The organism is Micromonospora sp. WMMA1976 (assembly GCF_027497335.1).
Classification (GTDB): domain Bacteria; phylum Actinomycetota; class Actinomycetes; order Mycobacteriales; family Micromonosporaceae; genus Micromonospora; species Micromonospora aurantiaca.
The window spans coordinates 2,558,660-2,577,901 of sequence record NZ_CP114912.1; the positions used below are offsets into that span (position 1 = coordinate 2,558,660).

The 19,242-nt window shown below is 74.8% G+C and carries 18 protein-coding genes; 7 read left to right on the plus strand and 11 right to left on the minus strand.

Translation table 11 applies throughout. The features are described 5' to 3' along the window. Positions 1-196 precede the first annotated feature (196 nt). Positions 197-1,519: an acyl-CoA dehydrogenase family protein gene (locus O7546_RS11730; protein ID WP_194800077.1), complete on the plus strand. Its 1,323-nt coding sequence runs from the start codon at positions 197-199 to the stop codon at positions 1,517-1,519. 13 nt (positions 1,520-1,532) lie between these two features. Here O7546_RS11730 and O7546_RS11735 read toward each other — a convergent pair whose 3' ends face one another. Beyond that, entirely contained in the window at positions 1,533-2,180 is a 648-nt protein-coding gene (locus O7546_RS11735; RefSeq protein WP_194800078.1) for a GNAT family N-acetyltransferase, read from the minus strand. 141 nt (positions 2,181-2,321) lie between these two features. On the opposite strand from O7546_RS11735, the gene O7546_RS11740 reads away from it, so the two are divergent. Together O7546_RS11740 and O7546_RS11745 are read left to right on the plus strand one after the other, a co-directional pair. Beyond that, positions 2,322-2,585 (plus strand): acyl carrier protein, encoded by a 264-nt coding sequence (locus O7546_RS11740; protein WP_167796881.1) that lies wholly within the window; start codon positions 2,322-2,324, stop codon positions 2,583-2,585. After that, positions 2,549-4,297, plus strand: coding sequence for a carbamoyltransferase C-terminal domain-containing protein (locus tag O7546_RS11745; RefSeq protein WP_281600907.1), 1,749 nt, complete (start codon positions 2,549-2,551; stop codon positions 4,295-4,297). The genes O7546_RS11740 and O7546_RS11745 overlap by 37 nt, the downstream gene beginning before the upstream one ends. 1 nt (position 4,298) lies before the next feature. On the opposite strand, the gene O7546_RS11750 is transcribed toward O7546_RS11745, so the two are convergent. Together O7546_RS11750 and O7546_RS11755 are read right to left on the minus strand one after the other, a co-directional pair. Continuing rightward, a complete protein-coding gene (locus tag O7546_RS11750; RefSeq protein ID WP_194800079.1) occupies positions 4,299-5,297 on the minus strand; it encodes a hypothetical protein in 999 nt (332 codons plus the stop codon). A gap of 12 nt (positions 5,298-5,309) precedes the next feature. Next, positions 5,310-6,398 (minus strand): phosphotransferase, encoded by a 1,089-nt coding sequence (locus O7546_RS11755; protein WP_194800080.1) that lies wholly within the window; start codon positions 6,396-6,398, stop codon positions 5,310-5,312. A gap of 194 nt (positions 6,399-6,592) precedes the next feature. On the opposite strand from O7546_RS11755, the gene O7546_RS11760 reads away from it, so the two are divergent. Then, positions 6,593-7,198, plus strand: a complete 606-nt coding sequence (locus O7546_RS11760; RefSeq protein WP_281600908.1) for an NAD(P)H-dependent oxidoreductase — start codon at positions 6,593-6,595, stop codon at positions 7,196-7,198. Between the two features lie 37 nt (positions 7,199-7,235). Here the strand turns inward: O7546_RS11760 and O7546_RS11765 are convergent, their stop codons facing one another. Then, positions 7,236-7,496 (minus strand): hypothetical protein, encoded by a 261-nt coding sequence (locus tag O7546_RS11765; protein ID WP_194800081.1) that lies wholly within the window; start codon positions 7,494-7,496, stop codon positions 7,236-7,238. Between the two features lie 132 nt (positions 7,497-7,628). Between O7546_RS11765 and O7546_RS11770 the strand changes: the two genes are divergently transcribed. Continuing rightward, the gene (locus O7546_RS11770; RefSeq protein WP_194800082.1) at positions 7,629-8,768 is read left to right on the plus strand and encodes an acyl-CoA dehydrogenase family protein; all 1,140 of its coding nucleotides are present in this window, start codon (positions 7,629-7,631) and stop codon (positions 8,766-8,768) included. 15 nt (positions 8,769-8,783) lie between these two features. Then, positions 8,784-9,839 (plus strand): acyl-CoA dehydrogenase family protein, encoded by a 1,056-nt coding sequence (locus O7546_RS11775; RefSeq protein ID WP_194800083.1) that lies wholly within the window; start codon positions 8,784-8,786, stop codon positions 9,837-9,839. A 10-nt stretch (positions 9,840-9,849) separates the two neighbouring features. On the opposite strand, the gene O7546_RS11780 is transcribed toward O7546_RS11775, so the two are convergent. Further along, a complete protein-coding gene (locus O7546_RS11780) occupies positions 9,850-10,386 on the minus strand; it encodes a hypothetical protein (protein WP_194800084.1) in 537 nt (178 codons plus the stop codon). 177 nt (positions 10,387-10,563) lie between these two features. Continuing rightward, the gene (locus O7546_RS11785) at positions 10,564-13,353 is read right to left on the minus strand and encodes a LuxR C-terminal-related transcriptional regulator (protein ID WP_194800085.1); all 2,790 of its coding nucleotides are present in this window, start codon (positions 13,351-13,353) and stop codon (positions 10,564-10,566) included. Between the two features lie 432 nt (positions 13,354-13,785). On the opposite strand from O7546_RS11785, the gene O7546_RS11790 reads away from it, so the two are divergent. Continuing rightward, complete coding sequence (locus O7546_RS11790) at positions 13,786-14,418, plus strand: hypothetical protein (RefSeq protein WP_194800086.1); 633 nt, start codon at positions 13,786-13,788, stop codon at positions 14,416-14,418. Positions 14,419-14,644: 226 nt separating this feature from the next. Here the strand turns inward: O7546_RS11790 and O7546_RS11795 are convergent, their stop codons facing one another. The 5 genes from O7546_RS11795 to O7546_RS11815 are packed head-to-tail and all read right to left on the minus strand — an operon-like array spanning position 14,645 to position 19,241. Continuing rightward, entirely contained in the window at positions 14,645-15,358 is a 714-nt protein-coding gene (locus tag O7546_RS11795; RefSeq protein ID WP_194800087.1) for an aspartate/glutamate racemase family protein, read from the minus strand. Next, the gene (locus O7546_RS11800; RefSeq protein ID WP_269696780.1) at positions 15,355-16,635 is read right to left on the minus strand and encodes an FAD-dependent oxidoreductase; all 1,281 of its coding nucleotides are present in this window, start codon (positions 16,633-16,635) and stop codon (positions 15,355-15,357) included. The genes O7546_RS11795 and O7546_RS11800 overlap by 4 nt, the downstream gene beginning before the upstream one ends. Positions 16,636-16,648: 13 nt before the next feature. Further along, positions 16,649-17,527, minus strand: coding sequence for a family 3 encapsulin nanocompartment shell protein (locus O7546_RS11805; protein ID WP_194800089.1), 879 nt, complete (start codon positions 17,525-17,527; stop codon positions 16,649-16,651). A gap of 14 nt (positions 17,528-17,541) precedes the next feature. After that, positions 17,542-18,381 carry a class I SAM-dependent methyltransferase gene (locus O7546_RS11810; RefSeq protein WP_281600909.1) on the minus strand — a complete coding sequence of 280 codons (840 nt, stop codon included), beginning with the start codon at positions 18,379-18,381 and terminating at the stop codon, positions 17,542-17,544. Between the two features lie 29 nt (positions 18,382-18,410). Next, positions 18,411-19,241, minus strand: a complete 831-nt coding sequence (locus tag O7546_RS11815) for an SDR family oxidoreductase (protein WP_269696782.1) — start codon at positions 19,239-19,241, stop codon at positions 18,411-18,413. Between the last annotated feature and the right edge of the window lies 1 nt (position 19,242).

Genomic DNA, 19,242 nt, shown 5'->3' on the forward strand with positions numbered 1-19,242 from the left:
CCTCGGGCGAGGTGCGCTCCACCTTGGCCGGTGCCGTCGCGGCCCGGCAAGCGGTCAGCGTTGCCGCCCGCGGGGCCCGGCTGCGATCCTGCGCGGGCGCAGGTCCCCCCGGTCGTGACCGGGTGCGACTGCGGATGCGCATCAGTTGCACAGCCGGCCGCCGGCCGGGGCACTGTCATCCGACGGGAGGGGACGCATGGGCCCGGATGTCAACGGCGGCGACGGGCGGGGCAAGGAGTGCCGGTCGGACGCGGGTGAGCTGACCGCGCGCACCGAGGCCGGCCGGCGGATGGTGGAGCTGGCGCAGGAGCACGCCGCCGACTTCGCCACCCGCGCCGCCGACCACGACCGGGACAACACGTTCGTCCGGGAGAACTTCGAGGCGATGAAGGCCAGCGGCTTCCTCGCCGCCACCGCGCCGCGGGAGTTCGGCGGCCTCGGCGTGTCGTCCCTGCACGACCTCGTCGTCGCGGTGTCCCGGCTCGCCCGCGGCTGCCCGTCCACCGCGATCGCCGCGAACATGCACCTGGGGTTCGTGTGGAGCACGGCCCGGGGCTGGCGGGCCGCCGCGCAACCGCCGCCGCAGCTCACCATGCTGCTGCGGCTGCTCGGCCGGGGCCGCATCGTGGTGTCGCACGCCGGCACCGAGCCCGGCGGCGGGGCGATCAGCTTCCCGCGCACGACTGCCGAGCCGGTGCCCGGCGGCTACCGGATCAACGGGCACAAGATCTTCGCCACGAACGCCGAGATCGCCGAGACGGTGGTGGTGTTCCTGCGGGTGCCCGACGGCGCGGGCTGGTTCAACGCCGGCACCGCCGTGGTGCGGACCGGCACACCAGGGATGACAGTGGAACGCACCTGGGACGCGCTCGGCATGCGGGGCTCGGGCAGCCACGACATCCGCTTCACCGACTGCGTCGTCGGGCGGGACATGGTGCTGGTCGGCCGCCCACTGGGGGAAATGGCCACCGAGTGGCCGGGCCTGCTGGCGGTGAACTTCCCGCTCGTGGCCGCGTACGTGGGCATCGCCGAGCGGGCGATGAGCCACGTGACGGAGCTGGCCGTGACGCGCCGCCAGCAGCCCTCCGGCCAGTTGCTCGCGCACCGCGCGCCGGTGCGGTCGCAGGTGGCGGAGATGGCGGTGGAGCTGGCCGTCGCGCGGGCCACGCTGGGCCGGGCCGCGGAGGCGATCGACGCGTTCCTGGCCCGCCCCGACGCCGAGGTGGAGCCGGCCGACGCGTACCGCGCCATCGAGGACTTCCAGGTCGCGAAGCTGGTCGTGAACCGGTCCGCCGCCGCGGTGGTCGACCGGGCGATGGCGGTGACCGGCGGCCAGTCGTACCGGACCGGGCACCTGCTCAACCGCCTCTACCGGGACGTGCGCGCGGGCGGGTTCATGCAGCCGTACTCGCCGCCGGAGGCGCTGGAGTTCGTCGGGCGTACCGCGCTGGGCCTGGACCCGTTCGAGGAACTGCGGGACAGCCTGGCGTCGGCCCGCGCGGCGGCGGCCGCCGGCTGACGGGAAAGGGCCCTCAGCCCGTGCGGTCGGCCGGTCGGCCGTCGCGGCGCAGGTACCACAGCGGGATGCCGACGACCTCGACGGTCTTGGTCAGCTCCCAGCCGAGCGCGGTGTAGAAGCGCACGTTCGCCTCGGTGTCGGTCTCGCCCCAGGTGGGTCGCGGGTCGCCGGCCATCACGTCGAGCAGCGCCTGCATGAGCGCCTCGCCGATGCCGCGGCCCTGGAAGCGCGGCTCGACGCCGACCGGACCGACGTGCCAGTGTGGCTCGGCCAGGTCGTGGATCGCGTAGTGCGCCCGGACGTACTCGGCTCGCGCCGGGTCGCCCACCGGCGGTGCCGCGCCGAGCGCTATCCGGCGGGCGTCGCTGTCGAGTGCGGCGCCGATGCAGCCGCCGGGCGGGACCGCCGCGGCGGCCCCCACCAGGCAGCCCTTGTAGAACGCGCCGATCTGCGGCGGCGCGGGACGGTGGAAGAACGCCGTCCAGATGGGCATCAGCCCGGCCAGCCGGTCCAGCGGCTCGTCGCCGAACATCGCGTACGTGGTGGGGTTGTCCCGCATCGCGCGGGCGACCAGTCCGGCGGCCGGCCGGCGGTCGTCCTTGCGCAGCTCTCGTATCTGGAGTGTGGGCAGGGTCCGGGGTACGGCTCTGGTGTCGGTCACGGGCGCACGCTAACAGCGGCGCGACGGCCCGGGCAGGGGCGTGACGGCGGCGTCCGTGATCCTTGTGGCGGCGGCGATCCGGCACCTATGTTGCCTCGGAGTTCTCGGTTCTGTCGCACCGACCGGAGTGGGGAAGACGAGATGGCTTTGGACCAGGCGAGCGGCCAGGAAACGAACAGGGCGGATCCCGCCACCGTCGTGCACGGCATCGTCGAGGAGGTCGCGGGCGTCGACGTACGGCCCGACGAGAGCTTCTTCGACCTCGGCCTCGACTCCATCCAGCTGATGCAGGTGTGCAACCGCATCAACGAGGAGTTCGGCGAGGTCATCGATCTGTTCCTGCTGTTCGAGAATCCCACTGTCAACGAGTGCGTGTCGGTCATCAGCGCGCAGCGGTCGGGCTGAGCATGCCGACGCCCGAGGTGTGGTGCGGCCTGAAACTCACGCACGACGGCGGCGTCGCCGCCATCGAGGGGAACCGCCTGCTGTTCTCGATCGAGGCGGAGAAGCTGGAGAACCGGCCCCGGCACGCCACCATGCACGAGGCGGCCGACATCGTCGCCCAGCTCGCCGCCAACGGGCTGGCCCCGGGTGACCTCGCCGGCGTCGCGGTGGACGGCTGGGCGCGCGGCGCGCAGGGCGAGACCTGGGTCGAGGTCGCCGACGCCGCCGGCACGCTGCACCCGGTCGAGGTGGCCGGCTACCACGACGAGCCGGGCGCCGGCCGGTTGCTGACCGGGGTGACCGGCAGCGCGCCGCTGCTCGGGGTGCCGACGCCGTTCCGCAGCTTCAGCCACGCCACCGACCACGCGCTGTCCAGCTACTGCACCAGCCCGTTCGCCGCCCGGCGGCAGCGCGCGCTGATCACCGTCTGGGACGGCGGCATGGTGCCGTGCCTGTACGTGTTCGACCCGGAACGGGTGAGCCTGGAGTGCCTGGGGCCGGTGGGCTCGATCTCCGGCGCGCTGTTCCCGATCTTCTGCTCGCACTTCGCGCCGTTCAAGATCGACCACGGCACCCGGCGCGCGAACGATCCCGGCCCCGGCCTGGAGGCGCTGCTGCCGATCGCGGGCAAGGCGATGGCGTACGCGGCGCTGGACACGGTCAGCGAGGAGGCGGTGGCCGTGATGGCCGCCGTGACCGAGGAGATCGGCCTGGTCGACGCGGCGATCCCGGCGTACCTGTGGAGCCGCCGCGTGCTCACCCGCACCGCGCCGCTCGGCCTGTCCGACGCGGCGCTCGTCGGCTCGATCCAGGAGTTCCTGTTCCGGGTCTTCGCGGCCGGGCTCGACGGCCTGCTGTCCCGGCGGCCGGACCTGGACGGCCTGCCGATCTGCCTGTCCGGCGGCTGCGCGCTCAACATCAAGTGGAACGCCGGGCTGCGGGCGAGCGGCCGGTTCGCCGGCGTCTGGGTGCCGCCGTTCCCCAACGACAGTGGTTCGGCGATCGGCGCGGCCTGCACCGAGATGGTGCGCCGCACCGGCCGGGCCGACCTGGAGTGGTCGGTGTTCGCCGGGCCCGGCGTGCGCGACGTCGGCCAGCCGCCGCCCGGGTGGTCGGCGCAGCCCTGCGAGATCGAGGAGCTGGCCAAGATCCTGGAGGTGCACGGCGAACCGGTAGTGGTCGTCAGCGGCCGGGCCGAGCTGGGCCCGCGCGCGCTGGGCCACCGCAGCATCATCGCGCCGCCCAGCTCGGCGGCGATGAAGGACCGGCTCAACGCCGTGAAGGGCCGGGAGCCCTACCGTCCGGTCGCGCCGATCTGCCTGGAGCACCGGGCGCCGGAGGTCTTCGACCCGGGCACACCCGACCCGTACATGCTGTTCGACCACCAGATCCGGCCGCAGTGGCGTTCCCGCATCCCGGCGGTCGCGCACGTCGACAACAGCGCCCGGCTGGAGACCGTCGGACCGGACAACGAGCTGATGTGGCGGCTGCTGACCGCGTACGAGCGCAGCACCGGCGTGCCGGTGCTCTGCAACACCAGCGCCAACTTCCGCGGCAGCGGGTTCTTCCCCGACGCCGAGTCGGTGATGCGCTGGGGTCAGGTCCGGTACGTCTGGTCGAACGGGACGCTGTTCACCTCCGACGCCGACCCGGGAGCCGGCGCCGCCGGATGACTCACCGCTGCGGCACCCCGGTGGCCCGGGCGACCGGGAAGAACCGGTGGTGCCGCGCACCGGTGATCTCGTAGATGGCCGTGCCGGTCCGGCCGTCGTCGGTGCGTACCGCCATCAGCTGCTGGCCGCCGCCGAGCCGGCCGTACCGTGCCGACCAGGCGCCGGCGCCGGTCAGCCGGATCGTGGTGCCGTCGGCGAAGGCCGTGGTGACGGTGCCGGCCAGCCCGGTCACCGCCTCGCCGTCGCGGCCGTAGCCGACCGGGACGCCGTCCGCGCCGGTCCAGTCCAGCTCGTGCGTGAACGAGGTGAGCGGCACCGGCGGCGCGGCACCGGCCGGCGCCCAGCAGCCCTCGGTGAACACCCGCGAGCCGTCCGGGTACTCCCAGCACCACAGGCCCAGCATGCCGTCGGGCAGCTGCACCGCGAACCACATCCAGGCCGGCACGTTGCGGTGGTCGCGTACGCCCCACGAGTGGTCCCGCTGGCCCCACCACCGCCGCACCGGCCGGCGTTCCCCGTCGACCCAGTAGGCGCCGTCGAACCAGCCGGACTGGAACATGTGCCGCTGGTCCCACACCGGGCCGCGGGGGCCGTCCAGTACGCCCCGGGGCAGCGCGTGCGGCGCGGTACGCGCGGTGAACGTCAGCTCCAGCGGCACCGGCACGCCGGGACCGGACGCGCGGACGCCGACCCGGCGGTACGGCTCCTCGACGGTCACCGCGACCGGCCCGGCCACCGGGTCCGGCCGGTCACCACCGGCCGGGCGGGAGAACCTGTCGAAGCGGAGCCGCCCGTCCACGCGCACCATCACGTACGCGTCCACCACACCCCGGTACGGGTGGTGGCCGAGCGTCACCAGCAGCACGTCGCCGTCGGCCCGGTCCGGGTGGGCCACGAAGAAGTAGCTCTCCCGCCAGTGCCGGTACGCCCGGGGCAGGCGCGGGCCGGGCGGGCGGGTGAAGTGGACGAAGTCCTCGTCCGCGGCGGTGAGGATGTCCATCGCGCTCCGATCTCAGCTCAGCAGGGTCAGCGCGTCGAGGTCGGTGACGTGCGCGGCGTGCCGTTCGGCCATCGCCACGAACATCGCGTCGCCGCGCCCGTCGCGGGCGACGAGCATCGCCCCGACGACGGTCATGTGCAGGCCGGCGACGGTGTTCACCCGGTACGAGCGCCAGCACTCGTCGCGGCTCCACCGCACCCCGGCGGCGCGCAGGGCGTCGTGGTACGACGCGAACAGCTCCGCCTCCCGCGCCCGGCGCACGTCGGTGGGCAGGCTGCCGCCCACCAGGTACGCGGCGTCGCTGGGCCCCGGTCCGAGCTGGACGGTCTGCCAGTCCACCACCGTCACCGCCGGTTCCGGGCCGTCGGTGAACAGCAGGTTGTCCACCCGGAGGTCGCCGTGCAGCAGCGTCAGCGGCGGCCGGTCCGCCCGCACCCAGCCCCGGATCCGGGTGCGCAGCGCCTCCACGACGCCGAGCGCGGCGGGGGAGAGCAGGTCGCCGAAGCGTTCCGTGAAGGCTCCGGCGGTGAGCCGGTACGCCGCGCCCAACCGCCGTCCGCCGTCCGCGCCGCGCACCGGCAGCCAGCCGGGCGCCGGGCGGTCCCAGTGTTCGGCCTGCGCCGCGGCGAGCCCGGTCAGCACGGTCGCCACCTCGTCCACGGTGCAGCCGGTGAGCTGGTCGCCGGGGCGGGCCGGCGCGGCGTCACCGAGCAACAGCACGAAGTCGCCGGAGGACTCGTCGTACCCGGCCGCGTAGCAGCGCGGCACCGGCAGCGGCAGAGCGCCGGCCAGCTCCCGGTAGAACGCCACCTCCCGGCGGTACGCGTCGCTGCCCTGCCCGGTGTGGCGGCTGCGCTCGTCCAGCGCCGGGAACTTGCCGACGACGCTGGCCGGTCCGCTCCCGCCGGCCCAGGCCAGCTCGTACCGGACGTTGTGCCCGAGCTTGCCCAGCCCGAGCGGGGTGGCGGTGACCGCGTCGACCCGGTCACCGGGGGCGGCGGCGCCGGCGGCGACCAGTACCTCGGTGAGCCGGTCGGGGGTGACCAGGCCGGGCTCCCGGAACGGACGCACCGGCACGGTCACCGGAGCGGGGGCGCTCATCGGGGCCCGGCCGGTGACGCGGCGCGGGGACTGACGACGGCCTGGAGGATGCGCGCGATCGGCACTCGCACTCCGTATCTCGTATCGACACTGATGCGTCATCGGCGAGGATAGCGACGTGAACCCGCCGGGTGCACCGGCGCGGAGGACCGCCGTCGCCCCGTCCGGGCCGGTGGCGCGAGGGGAGCCGTGTGGTGATCGAGTCGAACGGGCCGCACCCGGTGACGGTCCTGCTGGGCAACCCGCGTGCCGGGTCGCGCACCGCGAACGTGGCGCGCCGGGCGGCGGACACGCTGGTGGAGTGCCTGGCCGCGCGCGGCGTACACCTGGCCGAGCCGTCCGTGGTGGACCTGTCGGGACTGACCCCGCTGCTTTCCACCGCCGACTGGGCGCAGCCGCCGGCGGCGCTGGCCGAGGCGTACCGGCAGGTGACGTCGGCCCGGCTGCTGCTGGTGGCCACGCCCACGTTCAAGGGCTCCTACACCGGGCTGCTCAAACTGTTCGTGGACCCGCTTCCCCGGCGGGCGCTGGCCGCGACGGTGGCGATACCGGTGATGACCGCGGCGCGCGCGGCCGACCAGCACGCCGTCGACAGCCACCTGCGGCCGCTGCTGCTGGCGCTGGACGCCAGCGTGCCGGTGCCCGGACTGTCCGTGCTGGAGTCGCAGTTCGACCGGCTCGACGACGTGGTGGGGCGGTGGTGCTCGGCGGCCGCGCCGGTCCTGGCCGGGGTGCTGCCCGCGGTCGCGGATCCGATCCTGCCGATGCTGCCCGATCCGTCCCTGCTCACGTTCGTGTAGGGCGGTCCGGAGCCGGCCCGGCCCGGCTCCGGACCGGTCAGGCGGCCATGCCCTGTGCGATCCAGTTGCGGAACAGCTCGACCTTCTCCGCCTCCCACGGCGCGTCGCAGGGCATGGAGCCGTCCGCGACCCGCTCCAGGATGGACTCGGCGTAGTCCCGGACGTCGTCCAGGCTGGTCAGGTCCAGCAGGAACGTCATCTCGGCCACGTCCATCTCGCGGAACAGCGGCCGGATGTCGCGGGCGAAGCTCAGCGTTCCGGCGCCGGGGCGCTGGCCGGCGGTCTCGGTGTCGGTCACCCGATGCTCCTCTCGACCGGGGCGTTCGGCGGCCCGGATCCGCCAGTGATCCTAGGAGAGCCGGTGTCGCCTGTCATACCTTGTCGCTTCGTGTATCTCGCCTTTGCCGGGTGGGTCGGCTAGCGTCCGGTCATGGACCTGCGTGACTCGCCCGACGAGGCCGCTTTCCGGGCCCGGGCACGTGCCTGGCTCGCGGAGGCGGTCCCGGCCGTGGACGACCCGGCCGCCGCCCGGGCCCGCTGGTTCGACAGGGACTTCCTGACCACGTACGCGCGCCGCCTGCACGCCGCCGGTTACGCCGGACTGGGCTGGCCGGTCGAGTACGGCGGCCGGGGGCTGCCGCTCGGGCACCAGGCGATCTTCCTGGAGGAGTCGGCCCGCCGGGGCGCCACCGAACAGGCCGGCGTGATCGGGCTGGGCATGGTCGGCCCGACGGTCGTCGCCTGGGGCACGCCCGCGCAACGGGCCCGCTACCTGCCCGGCATCATGCGCGGGGACCTGCTGTTCTGCCAGGGCTTCTCCGAGGCCGAGGCGGGCAGCGACCTGGCCGCCGTGGCCACCACCGCGCGAATCGACGCTGACGCCTACGTCGTCGACGGGCAGAAGCTGTGGTCCTCGTACGCCGCCGTCGCCGACCACTGCCTGTTGCTCGCGCGTACCGGCGGACAACGCCACCGCGGACTCACCTGCCTGCTGGTGGACCTGCGGACGCCGGGCGTGACGGTACGGCCGCTACGGCAGATCACCGGGCGCGCGGACTTCGCGGAGATCTCGTTCGACGGCGCGCGGGTGCCGGCCGGCGCGGTGCTCGGCGAGCCCGGTGACGGGTTCCGAGTGGCGATGACGACCCTGGCCCACGAGCGCGGCACGTTCGGCTTCACCCTCACCGCCCGGCTGGAGGAGCACCTGCGCCAGTTCGTCGCGCTGCTGCGGGCCTCCCCGCTGGCCGACGACCCGGGCGTCCGCGACCGCCTCGCCACCGTCTGGACGGACCTGACCGCGCTGCGCTGGACCAACCTGCGGCTGCTGGCCGAGCTGGCCGAGGGCGGCGAACCCGGTCCCCGTACCTCGGTGGTGAAGCTGCTCTGGTCGCAGGCCAACCAGCGGCTGGCGCACCTGGGCGCGGAGGTCGCCGCGGCCGACGAACACGCCACGGCGCTGTGGCGGGACCGCCTGCTGCGCAGCCGGGGCAACACCATCGAGGGCGGCACCAGCGAGGTGCTGCGCGACGTCCTCGCCGAGCGGGTGCTCGGCCTGCCCCGATCACGCTGAACCCGTGGAGGGACCGTGCGCTTCGCGTTCACCCCGGAACAACTCGCCCTCGCCGAGACCGCCCGCCGGTACCTGGCCGAGCAGCAGTCCCCCGACGCCGCCGGTGTCCCGGAGACCGACCCGGCCCGGCGCGAGGCCGCCTGGAAGACGCTCGGCACGCTCGGCTGGCTCGACGCCGACCTCGGCGCGGTCGAGTGGGGCGTGCTCGCCGAGGAGTGCGGCTACGGGCTGCACCGCGAGCCCTGGCTGACCACCGTCGCGCTGGCCGGCCCGGCGCTGCGGGCCGCCGGTCAGCCGCCGGCCGGCCCGGTGGCGCTGGCGTGGGCGGAGGCACCCGCCGGGCGGGCCCGTCTCGACGAGGCGCACCTGCCCGGCTGCCGGGCAGCACCGGACCGGGACGCGGTCCGGCTGCACGGCCGCAAGGAACGCGTCGTCGACGGCCTGGCCGCCACCTCGGCGGTGGTGGTCGCCCGAGGGCCCGACGGCCCCGGCCTGTACCTCGCCGACCTCGCGGCGACCCGTCGCGTCCCGCTGCCGGCGCCGTGGGACGCCACCCGCGCCGAGTGCCGGGTGGACCTCGCCGGCGCGCCGGCGGAGGACCTGTGGCTGGACACCCGCCGGGTACTGGCCGACACCCGGCGGCTGGCGCTGGCGCTGTTCGCCTGCGAGGCGGTGGGAATCGCCCGCCGGGCCCACGAGATCGCCGTCGCCCACGCCCGCGACCGGGTGCAGTTCGGCCGCCCGATCGGCGCCAACCAGGCGGTGTCGCACCCGCTCGCCCAGGCGTACGCCCGGATCGAGACGGCGCGGTCGCTCGCCTACCGCGCCGCCTGGTGCGTCGCGGAGCGGGAGCCCGGCGCGGAGCCGGAGGTCGTCGCGGCGTCACTGGCCGCGCGGGAGGCGGCGCTCACCGCCACCGAGGCCGCGATCCAGACGCTCGGCGCGGCCGGGTTCACCTGGGCGCATCCGGCCCATCGCTGGTACCGCCGGGCGCTGTGGCACCAGGACTTCGCCGGTACGGCGTCGGATCTGCGGGCCGAGCTGGCCGCGATGGTCCTCGCCGCGGCCTGACGCCCGGGGTTCAGCTGTCGGTGGCCGCGGAGTGCTTGCGGCGCAACCGGGTGATCCAGCCCTGCGCGGTGTGCGCGGGGACTCCGAAGTGCCCGGCCACCCCGGCGATCGTGCCGGTCTGCCGGTAGACGGCCTCCAGCTCGTCGTCCTGCGGCGCCCGCCGGTACGCCCGCCCGGCCTGGATCCGGGCGGTCGCGGACGGCTTGCGGCTCAGCCCGCCCTTGCGGGACCGCCCGGCCGTCGGGCTCGCCGGTTCGGCACGCGCCGGCTCGGCCGCGCCGGTGCTGACCCGGGGGAGGGCGCCACCGGTCACCGACACGCCCGGCCGGTCCCCGGCGGCACCCGGGATGAACGCGGACAGCAGCAGTTCGAGATTGACGTACGGAAGCTCGCCGCCGCGCATCTCCGCGCCCTCGACCGGCTGGATCACGACCTCCTTGACCGTCGGACGGCCGCCCTCGAGTTCGAGGCGGACCCGCGTCTGCACCGCCGGACTGGCGAAGCTGTCGTCGACGACGGGGACGATGGTGACGATGTATTCGTTCATGTCATGCCTTCTTCGGGCACCTGCGGTCCAGAGTTTCTGGTCCCGCGGTGGCGCGGCCCGGGCGTCGGAGGTAGGGTGCGCGGCTTGCGTCGAAGCACGGTTGACACATCGTAGCGGAACAGAAGACGCAATACACCAAGCGGCGAACGCGGAATCGCCGGACCCCAGCACAGAGACTCAATACTCGTCGGTGCCGGGGTCCATCATCGAGGCGATGAGCGCGGAGCGTGACGGCACCCCGACCTTACGGAAGATGCGGGTCAGGTGTGCCTCGACGGTCTTGACCGTGACGTAGAGCCGCTCCGCCGCCTCGCTGTTGCTCATGCCGGTCGCGATGAGCTGGACGATCTCCCGTTCCCGGCGGGTCAGCGTCGGCATGTCGGCCGGTGGCCCGGAGGTCCGCCGGCCGGCACGACCGGCCCGGCCCAGCAACCGGCTCTGCGCGCTGATCGAGGCCCGGTGCAGGATCCGGGCGCCGCACGCCTCGGCGATGCGGCGCACCTGGGCCAGGCTCGCCTCGGCGGCCTGCCAGTCGTGCAGCCCGTCCAGCGCCTTGGCGTGCACCAGACGCGCGGCGGCCTCCTCCAGCGGCCAGCCGAGCTGGGCGAACGCCTCGGCGGCGCCGGCCGCGCCGGCCGCCGCGGCGGGCAGGTCGGTGGCCATCGCGATCCGCGCCCGGGCCAGCGCCACGTGCGCCTGCTGCCCCGGCAGGTCACACGCGCCCGCGTGCCGTTCGGCCTGTTGCACCCAGCGCCGGGCCTCCTCGACGTCGCCCCGCCGCCGGGCCGCGCCGGACAGCGTCGCGGCCCAGTAGGGCCGGTGGCACACGTCCACCGCGCGCAGCGTCGTCCCGCCGCAGGCCCGGATCAGCAACGTCAGCGTGTTGGCGCGGTCGGCGCACTCGTCGCGCATCTGCGCGTGGATGCGCTGGACGACCGAGCCGAACCAGTCGTCGGCCGAACTGCGCACGACCGGCTCGGCCAGGCGCAGCGCCGCGGCCGGCCCGTCCTGCCAGTACACGACGGCGGTCCGCATGATGCGCGCGAACCGGTGCATGGTGTCCAGCTCGAGCCGGTCGGCGTACCGCTCGGCCTCGACGGCGTCCGCGCGCGCCTGGTCCAGCAGGCCGAGCTGGCGGGCGGCGCAGGACCGCCCGCTGCGCAGATACGGCACCAGCACATCGTTGCGGGCGGTGGTGGCGATGCGCAGGGCCCGGTCGAAGTGCCGGATCGCGCGCGTCTCGCGGCCCTGGAGCAACTCCACCCAGCCGAGCAGCGCCAGCACGTCCAGGTGGGTGCTCAGCTCGGCGTCGGTCGAGGCGTCGGCGGCCGCCGTGGCGTCGGCCACTGTCGCCGTCACGTCCACTGTGCTCGGCACGTAGCAGGCGGCGAACGCCGAGACCACCCCGAACCACGCCGCCTCCACCGGGCGGCCGGCCGCCCCGCCGGTCCGCCGGGCCAGCGCGGCGTAGCGGGCCGCCTCCCGCTCACCGGCCAGCGCCCCGCAGATCGCCAGTTCCGCGGCGACGGCCGCGGTCAGCCGTCCGGGCAGCGGCGCGGTGTGCGGCTCCGGCATCAGGTCACGCAGCAGCGTGTACCCGAGGCGGCTCTGCCCGCGCAGCCGTTCCACCCGGGCCTGGGCCAGGACCGCCTCCGCCCGCACGTCCCCGTCCGACCGGGCCGCGACGTCCTGGAGCACCCCCCGCCCGTCGGCAACCCGGCCGGCGCGCACCAGCGCGTCGGCCAGGTGCAGCCCTTCGGCCGGGGGCAGCCCGGAGCGCGCCGACGCCGACGGGGCCAGACGCGCGGCCACCGACAGCCAGCGCACGGTGTCCGCCGCCGGCACGAACGGATGACCGGCGGCGGAGAGCAGCGTACGGGCGGCGTCCGTGTCGCCCGGGCGGGCCGATCGGGCCAGGTGGTCGGCGTAGGCGGGCGCGGGATGGCCCAGCTCGCGCAGCACCCGGGCGGCGGTGGCGTGCAGCGTGCGGCGGCGTCCCGGCGGCACCTGCTGGTAGACCGCGGCGCACAGCACCGGGTGCCGGAACCGCAGCGCCGGCTCCTCGTGCAGATCGGCGCGCAGCACCTCGCGGGCGACGAGCCGGTCGGTCAGGTCCTGGCAGTCCTGCGGGTCCAGCTCGCACATGGCGGCGATCAGCGTCGGGTCGAAGCTCACTCCGAGCACCGCGGCGGCCTCGGCCACGGCCCGTTCCGTCGGCGGCAGCGCCAGTTCCGGCGCGAGCACCCGCACCACCTCGGGCGGCAGCGCCTCGGCCAGGTCGACGGGCTGGTGCCGGCTCGGGTCCAGGCAGTCGTCGTCGAGGTGCCGGTACGCCTGGCTGTACAGCGGGTTGCCCCCGCCCAGCGCGTGGATGCGCTCCGCGCGGTGGCACGGCTGGGCCAGCATCCGCCCGACCTCGACCACCGACAGCGGCGGCACCTCCAGGCGTTCGTGCCGGCCGCTGGTCACCGCCAGGGCCGCGGCCAGCGGGGCCGACATCCGGGCCAGCCGGTACGCCAGCACGAGGACCAGCCCGGCCGGCGGATTGCGGACCAGCTCGCCGATCAGCTCCAGTGAGGACGCGTCGGCCAGGTGCGCGTCGTCGACCAGCAGCATCGGGCCGCCCTGCCGGCTGTGCCCGGCGGCGAGCGCCGCGAGCAGCCGTGACCTCGGGTCACGCCGGCCGCGCGCGCCGTCGTGGGAGCGCCAGAGCGGGGCGAGCATCGCGTACGTCGCGGGGGCGCGCCCGACCGCGGACAGCACGTTCAGTCCAGCGGCGCGGGCGAGGCGTCCGCAGCGTTCGAGCAGCGCCGTCTTCCCGATCCCCGGCGCGCCGGGCAGTTCAAGGACGGTGGACGTGCCGTCGGCCGCCGCGGTGACGGCCCGGCGGGCCGCCGCCAGCAGGGGTGCCCGGCCCACGAACGACGCCGGTTCGGCTCCCTCCGGGTCGTCGTCGAGGCTCGCCATCGGACACCTGCATCCTTTCGGGACGTGCGCCGGGCGGGCGCCCGACCCCGGCCTGCTCCGCCCGGGCGTTGCCGTCCATGATGTGCCGTCGCTCGGCACGGCGCCGGGCGGGTGCACCGTTGCGCCGGATACCGGCGTAATCGACGGTTGTTGACGCCACGAACCCTAACGCCCCGATGCAATGTGGGGTTTCCCCCACTGTCGACGACGGGCCGGCGATCGACACTGGTCGCGGTGTTTCGCGGAAAGGGTTCGCCCATGCGCAAACGAGGTCAGGAAACCGGTGACTGGGTGCTGTTGCACTGTCCGTTACCGGGCCGTTCGACCCATGCCGACTCCTTTCTGACGAGGGGTATCGGTCCGCTCTTTTCGGGCTTGCACCGAAGCGGTGAGGTTACCGGCTGGTATTACGACCGGCGCGGTTCCGCCGACGTGCACGTGCACGGCCGCTGCACCGACCCCGGCGTGGTCCGGGCCCGGCTGGCCGGTCTCGTGCTCGCCGGCCGCAGCGCCGGCCGGCCGGTGACCGTGTGCCCCGAGCCCGGCGCGCTGCCGGTACGCCACACCGACCTGCGGGAGCAGTCCAGTGCGCTCGCCCTGGAGATCATCGCGGCGACCGCCACCCGCCCGGCGCGGATCCGGACGGGCTGCGATCTCGCCCTCGCCACGTTCCTGTGCGCCGGGGTCGCCGCCGCGTACCCCGGCTCGGCGCGCGTCACGCCGGCCGGGACGGACGCCTGTCCGCACTGCGTGGAGTGGCTGCGGTCGCCGCAACCCGGGGTGCCGGCGCGGCTGCGCGGCGTGGCCGGGCTGCTCGCCGAGGGGCGCGGCTGGGTGGCGCGGTGGACCGCGGTGCTGCGCCGGTCGGGGATCGTCCCGGTGGCCGGCGGACCGGACGAGCTGACCACCCCGCTGCGGTGTCTGCTCAACCAGATCGGCCTCACCGGGGCGGACAGCCGGCGGATCGAGGCGACCGCGCGGCGGGCGGTGCTCGCCGTCACCTCCGGCGTCCCGTTGCGGGCGCACCGCACCCGCCGCGCGCCCGGTTACGACTGGTGCGGCTGACCGCGGTGACCGTTCACCGAAACTGCCACCGCCGGTTCACCCTGCGTCGATTCGGGAGCCTGGGAGCTCGCCCACGGAACAGTTGTTCCAGCCGTTTGCCCACTTCTTCCGGCCGCAATTATTGACCAATCGGCGGAAGTGCCGCACGTCAGCGGCGCATCCGTTGTCGTTGCGCCCCGGCCGGGTACGAAACCGGCGGTTTCCGGCGCAGTTCTCCGACAGCTCCTCATTGCGGTCCGCGCTGTTTCCGGTGGTACGGCCCCCGGGTGAGGCTCGCGTACGCCATCGTCGTCAACGTGACGATGTCGAACACCGGCACACCCAGCCGCGCCTGGATCCGGTGGGCGAACGGCACCAGGTCCGTGCACTCGACGACCAGCGCCCCCAGATCCGGGTGCGCGGCGGCCAGCGCGTCGACCCGCTCGTCCACCTCGGCCGCCAGCCGCTCGACGTCCAGGGCGTCGCGCCGGCCCTCCAGCATCACCTCGCGGAACTCCGGCTGCCCGGCCATGCCGGTGACCGCCACCGGCACGTCGGCCGCGCCGATCGCGGCCAGGTGACGCGGGGTCAGCGCCGCCTCGTCGGCGACCAGCAGCCCGACCGGGCGCCCGACCATCCGGTGCACCATCGGCAGTTGCACCAGGCTCGACGACCACAGCGGGACGCGTACGGCGGTGGCGAGTTCGGCCTGGAACAGCACGAGGAACCCGCACGCGCCGGTGATCCCGGCGACCCCGGCCGCCTCCAGGTCGCGGGCCGCGTCGACGAACGGTCGCAGCAGCGTCGGGTCGGCCTCGCGGACCAGCCGCTGCGGGGTGGCGCCCTCCACCACCCGGTAGCGCACCGGGAAGTCGAACGTGTCCGGGTTGCGGATGTGCCCGGGGATCTTGTCGAAGCTGGTGTCGAGGCAGAGCACGCCGATCTCCGGCCGGTCGTTCACGAGATCCCCTTCCGGAAGCGGTCCACCGCGAACGTGTCCAGCGGCAGGTCCGGCTCGGCGCCGGAGACGAGCTGGGCGAGCAGTTGCCCACCGGCCGGTGCCAGGCCCATCCCGATGTGCCCGTGCCCGGTGGCCACGCTGACGTTGTCGTAGGCGCCGGCCCGCCCGATCAGCGGAAGGCTGTCCGGGGTGCACGGCCGCAGTCCGCTCCACACGTCCAGCCGCCGGCCGGTGTCCAGTGCCGGCAGGTACCGCCGTGCGGTGTGCAGGATCCCGTCGACGCGGCGCGGCGAGATCGACGTGTCCAGCCCGGACAGTTCCAGCGTGCCGCCGACGCGTACCCGGTCACCCAGCGGCATGACCGCGACCTTGCCCTCGCTGAGCAGCACCGGCCGGGTGGGTGTCCCCGGGCCGGCGGGTAGCGTGACGGTGTAGCCCTTCGCCGGTTGCAGCGTCAGCCCGACGCCGAGCATCCGGGCGCAGGTCGCCGACCACACCCCGGCGGCGATCACCACCTCGGCCGGGCGCAGCTCGCCCCTGCTGGTGCGCACCGCGCGTACCCGTCGCCCGGTCACCTCGAAGCCGCGTACCTCCGCCCCGGTGACGACGTCCACGCCCCGCGCCCGCAGCGCCGCCGCGAGCGCCACCAGGAACGCCGGGATGCGCAGCGCGGCGCCCTCCTCGTTGAGCAGCGTCCCGGCCACCGCGAAGTCGACACCGGGTTCCAGCCGGGCCAGCTCGGCCCGGTCCAGCTCCCGCAGCGGCACGCCGCGCGCGGTGGCCGCCGGGATCGTCCGGCGTGCCTTCGCGTACCCCTGCTCGGTGTGGCAGGCCAGGATCATGCCGCGTTCGGTGAGCGTCCCGGCCAGCTCGTCCTCGGCGCAGATCTCGCGCAGCAGCGTGAGGCTGCGCTGCTTGAGCGCGAGCAGCGTCTCGAAGCCGGCGCGGGCGTGCCGTTCGGTGCAGTGCCGGCGGAAGTGCCACAGCCAGGCCAGCAGCGCGCCGTCCAGCCGGGGCCGGACCGCGAACGGGCTCTGCGGGCTGAACAGCCAGCGGATCCCGGTGGCCGGCACCCCCGGCTCGGCCAGCGGCGCCGAGCCCTGGGTGCCGACGAAACCGGTGTTCCCGGCCGAGCAGGCCGCCGGGTCACCGACCTCGCCCCGGTCCACCACCGTCACGCTGAGCCCGGCGCGGCGCAGGAACCAGGCGCAGCACAGGCCCACCACGCCCGCGCCGACCACCAGCACGTCGGGGTCGGTACGGCCCGGCGTCGTCATCGGTCGCCGCCGGTCAGAGCGTGACGACGAAGAAGCAGGTGGGCAGGTTCACCACGACCCGCTCCCAGATCTCGGCGCGTAGCGCCACCCCGGGTTCGGCGAACGTGCCCGGCGGCGGCTCGGCGAACGCGATGGTGGACCGGCCGGCGTCGAACAGCAGCGCGCCGTGGCCGAAGTCCCCGACGATCGCGGTGCCCGGGTCGACCAGCCGGGTACGCACGATGAACACGCCGTTGTCCTCCACGTCGCGCATCAGCGAGCCGCTGCCCAGCAGCCGGTAGTAGTCGGCCGGGTTGATGATCAGCCCGTCGGCGGTGCTGCCCATCTGCTCGACCTCGTTGCACGCGGCCAGGACGGTGGACGCGAACGGTCCCGGGTCGGTGAGCCGGCCCAGGTCCGGCATGGTCAGCAGCCCGCCCTCACCGCGCAGGATCGTGTGGTTCTCCGCCGTCGCCAGCCGCACCACCAGCCGGTAGTCGATGAACTGCGCGAAGCTGACCGGGTCCTCCCACAGCGTGTCCGGCACCTGCACCCAGGCGGTGGTGGTGAGCAGCGGCGGAATGGGGGAGCGGTGGAAGTGGTTCGCCGCCTCCCGGCGCAGGTCGGCGCCGTCCACCGCCGGGTCGTCCGGCCGGGGCGGGCTCTCGTGCCAGTAGAAGTCCTGCGGATCCCGGGACAGGTCCACCACCTTGAGCATGTTCCGCGACGGGTAGCGGGGCTTGCGCCGGGAACTGGTGAGGGAATCGGTGATCGTGACGTCGTAGTCGACGCTGGTGTCGAAGCCGTCCTTGGTGAACGCCTCGACGAACGTCGCGCCGGGCGACATCTGCGTCCTCCGCTCGGCGACCACCTCGGCGATCGTCCGCTTCACGGTGTCGGTGCGCTGCGACATCTGCTGTCCCTCCCTCAGGCCGGCTTGCGGGCGACGAACATGCCCCAGCCGAACTCGCCCCTGTCGATCGCCGCCTGGATCTCGTCGCACGAGTCGGCGAAGCCGAGGATCCAGGTCCGCGCCGCCTCGTCCGCCGTCGTCTCCGCACGCTCCCGGGCGGTGCGGCCCAGCACCCGGTACGTCTGCCTGATGTGCGCGTCGAGACTGCGCGCGACCACGTCCACGAACCCGGCCTCGCTTAGCGCCCGGCGGTAGCCGTCGAGCGAGTAGCCGTCGTTCCAGCGCACCCGGTCGTAGACGTGCCTGCGGGCCGCCTCGCCGATCCGCTCGGTGGGCTGGAGGAAGTCGGACACCGCGAGCACCCCGCCGGGGGCGAGCACCCGGAACATCTCGGCGTGGCTGCGCGACTTGTCCGGCACCAGGAACAGCGCGTCCTGGCTGACCACGTGCGTGAACGTGCCGTCGTCGTACGGCAGGGCGGTGGCCGAGCCGTGCCGGAACGACACCGGGAGCGAGGGGCCCCGCTCGGCGCGCCGCTGCTCGGCGAAGCGCACCCGCTCGATGCTCAGGTCCAGCCCTTCGCCCCGGCAGCCGGTGCGCTCGGCCAGGCGCAGCAGGAAGTTGCCGCAGCCGCAGCCCACGTCGAGCACGTTCGCCGAGGCGTCGATCCCGGCGTCGGCGGCGAGGATGTCGGAGGTCCGGTCGGCCGCCGCGTGGTAGTCGGTGTCGTCCTCCCCGGCGAAGTAGCCGGTGTGCAGCACGCCCTCGCTGTCCCAGAAACTGAGGTACGTCTGCGTGGTCTGGTCGAAGAACTCGGAGACGTCCCGCTCGGTGAACCGGCTGGTCGTGGACATGGGCACTCCCTTGTGCGGCGGTCGGTGGGTCAGGCGTAGGTGTCCTTGCGGACGCCGGTGAGGTGGGGGAGGTCGGGGCCGGTGGCGGAGGCGCCGCCGTCGATCAGGTGCACCCCGGCGGTCACGTACGACGCGCGTTCGCCGGCCAGGAACGCGGCCACCGCGGCCACCTCCTCGGGCCGGGCCAGCCGGCCGACGGCGCTGTGGTGGCCCATCGCGGCCAGCCGCGCCTCGACGTCGCCGTCGGTGCCGGCGAGCCGGGCCGCGGCGCGTTCCATCGGCGGCGTCCGCACCCCGCCGGGCGCGAGCACGTTGACGGTGATGCCGTCGCGGCCCACGTCGACGGCGAGGCCCTGCGCGAAGCGGACCAGCGCCGCCCGGGTCACCCCGGACAGCACGAGCGGGCCGATCGGCACGCAGGCGGTCTCGGAGGCCACCAGCAGCAGGCGGCCCCAGCCCGCGGCGCGCATGTGCGGCAGCGCGGCGAGCGACACCGCGACCGCCGGCAGGAGCACCCGGTCGACAGCCGACCGGTAGTCGTCGGCGTCGAAGCCGGTGGCGGTGCCGACCGGCGGGCTGCCGCCGCTGACCAGCAGCACGTCCACGCCGCCCAGTTCGGCGGCGACCCGGTCCACCCAGCGGGCGGCGGCGCCGGTGTCGGTGAGGTCCACGCCGGTCGCGCTGACCCGGCCGGACGCCACCGCCGTCAGCTCCCGCTCGGCGGCGGCGAGCCGCTGCGGGTCACGCCCGCAGACCGCCACGTGGGCGCCCTCCGCGGCGAACTCCTTCGCACAGGCCAGCCCGATGCCGCTGGTGCCGCCGGCGACGAGCGCCACCCGGCCCTTGAGCCCCAGATCCACG

Bases quoted from the DNA above. Each gene is read 5' to 3' on its own strand.
- O7546_RS11730 (WP_194800077.1), top strand. From the start codon at position 197: ATGGGCCCGGATGTCAACGGCGGCGACGGGCGGGGCAAGGAGTGCCGG.
- O7546_RS11740 (WP_167796881.1), top strand. From the start codon at position 2,322: ATGGCTTTGGACCAGGCGAGCGGCCAGGAAACGAACAGGGCGGATCCC.
- O7546_RS11750 (WP_194800079.1), bottom strand. From the start codon at position 5,297: ATGGACATCCTCACCGCCGCGGACGAGGACTTCGTCCACTTCACCCGC.
- O7546_RS11755 (WP_194800080.1), bottom strand. From the start codon at position 6,398: ATGAGCGCCCCCGCTCCGGTGACCGTGCCGGTGCGTCCGTTCCGGGAG.
- O7546_RS11770 (WP_194800082.1), top strand. From the start codon at position 7,629: ATGGACCTGCGTGACTCGCCCGACGAGGCCGCTTTCCGGGCCCGGGCA.
- O7546_RS11780 (WP_194800084.1), bottom strand. From the start codon at position 10,386: ATGAACGAATACATCGTCACCATCGTCCCCGTCGTCGACGACAGCTTC.
- O7546_RS11785 (WP_194800085.1), bottom strand. From the start codon at position 13,353: ATGGCGAGCCTCGACGACGACCCGGAGGGAGCCGAACCGGCGTCGTTC.
- O7546_RS11800 (WP_269696780.1), bottom strand. From the start codon at position 16,635: ATGACGACGCCGGGCCGTACCGACCCCGACGTGCTGGTGGTCGGCGCG.
- O7546_RS11805 (WP_194800089.1), bottom strand. From the start codon at position 17,527: ATGTCGCAGCGCACCGACACCGTGAAGCGGACGATCGCCGAGGTGGTC.
- O7546_RS11810 (WP_281600909.1), bottom strand. From the start codon at position 18,381: ATGTCCACGACCAGCCGGTTCACCGAGCGGGACGTCTCCGAGTTCTTC.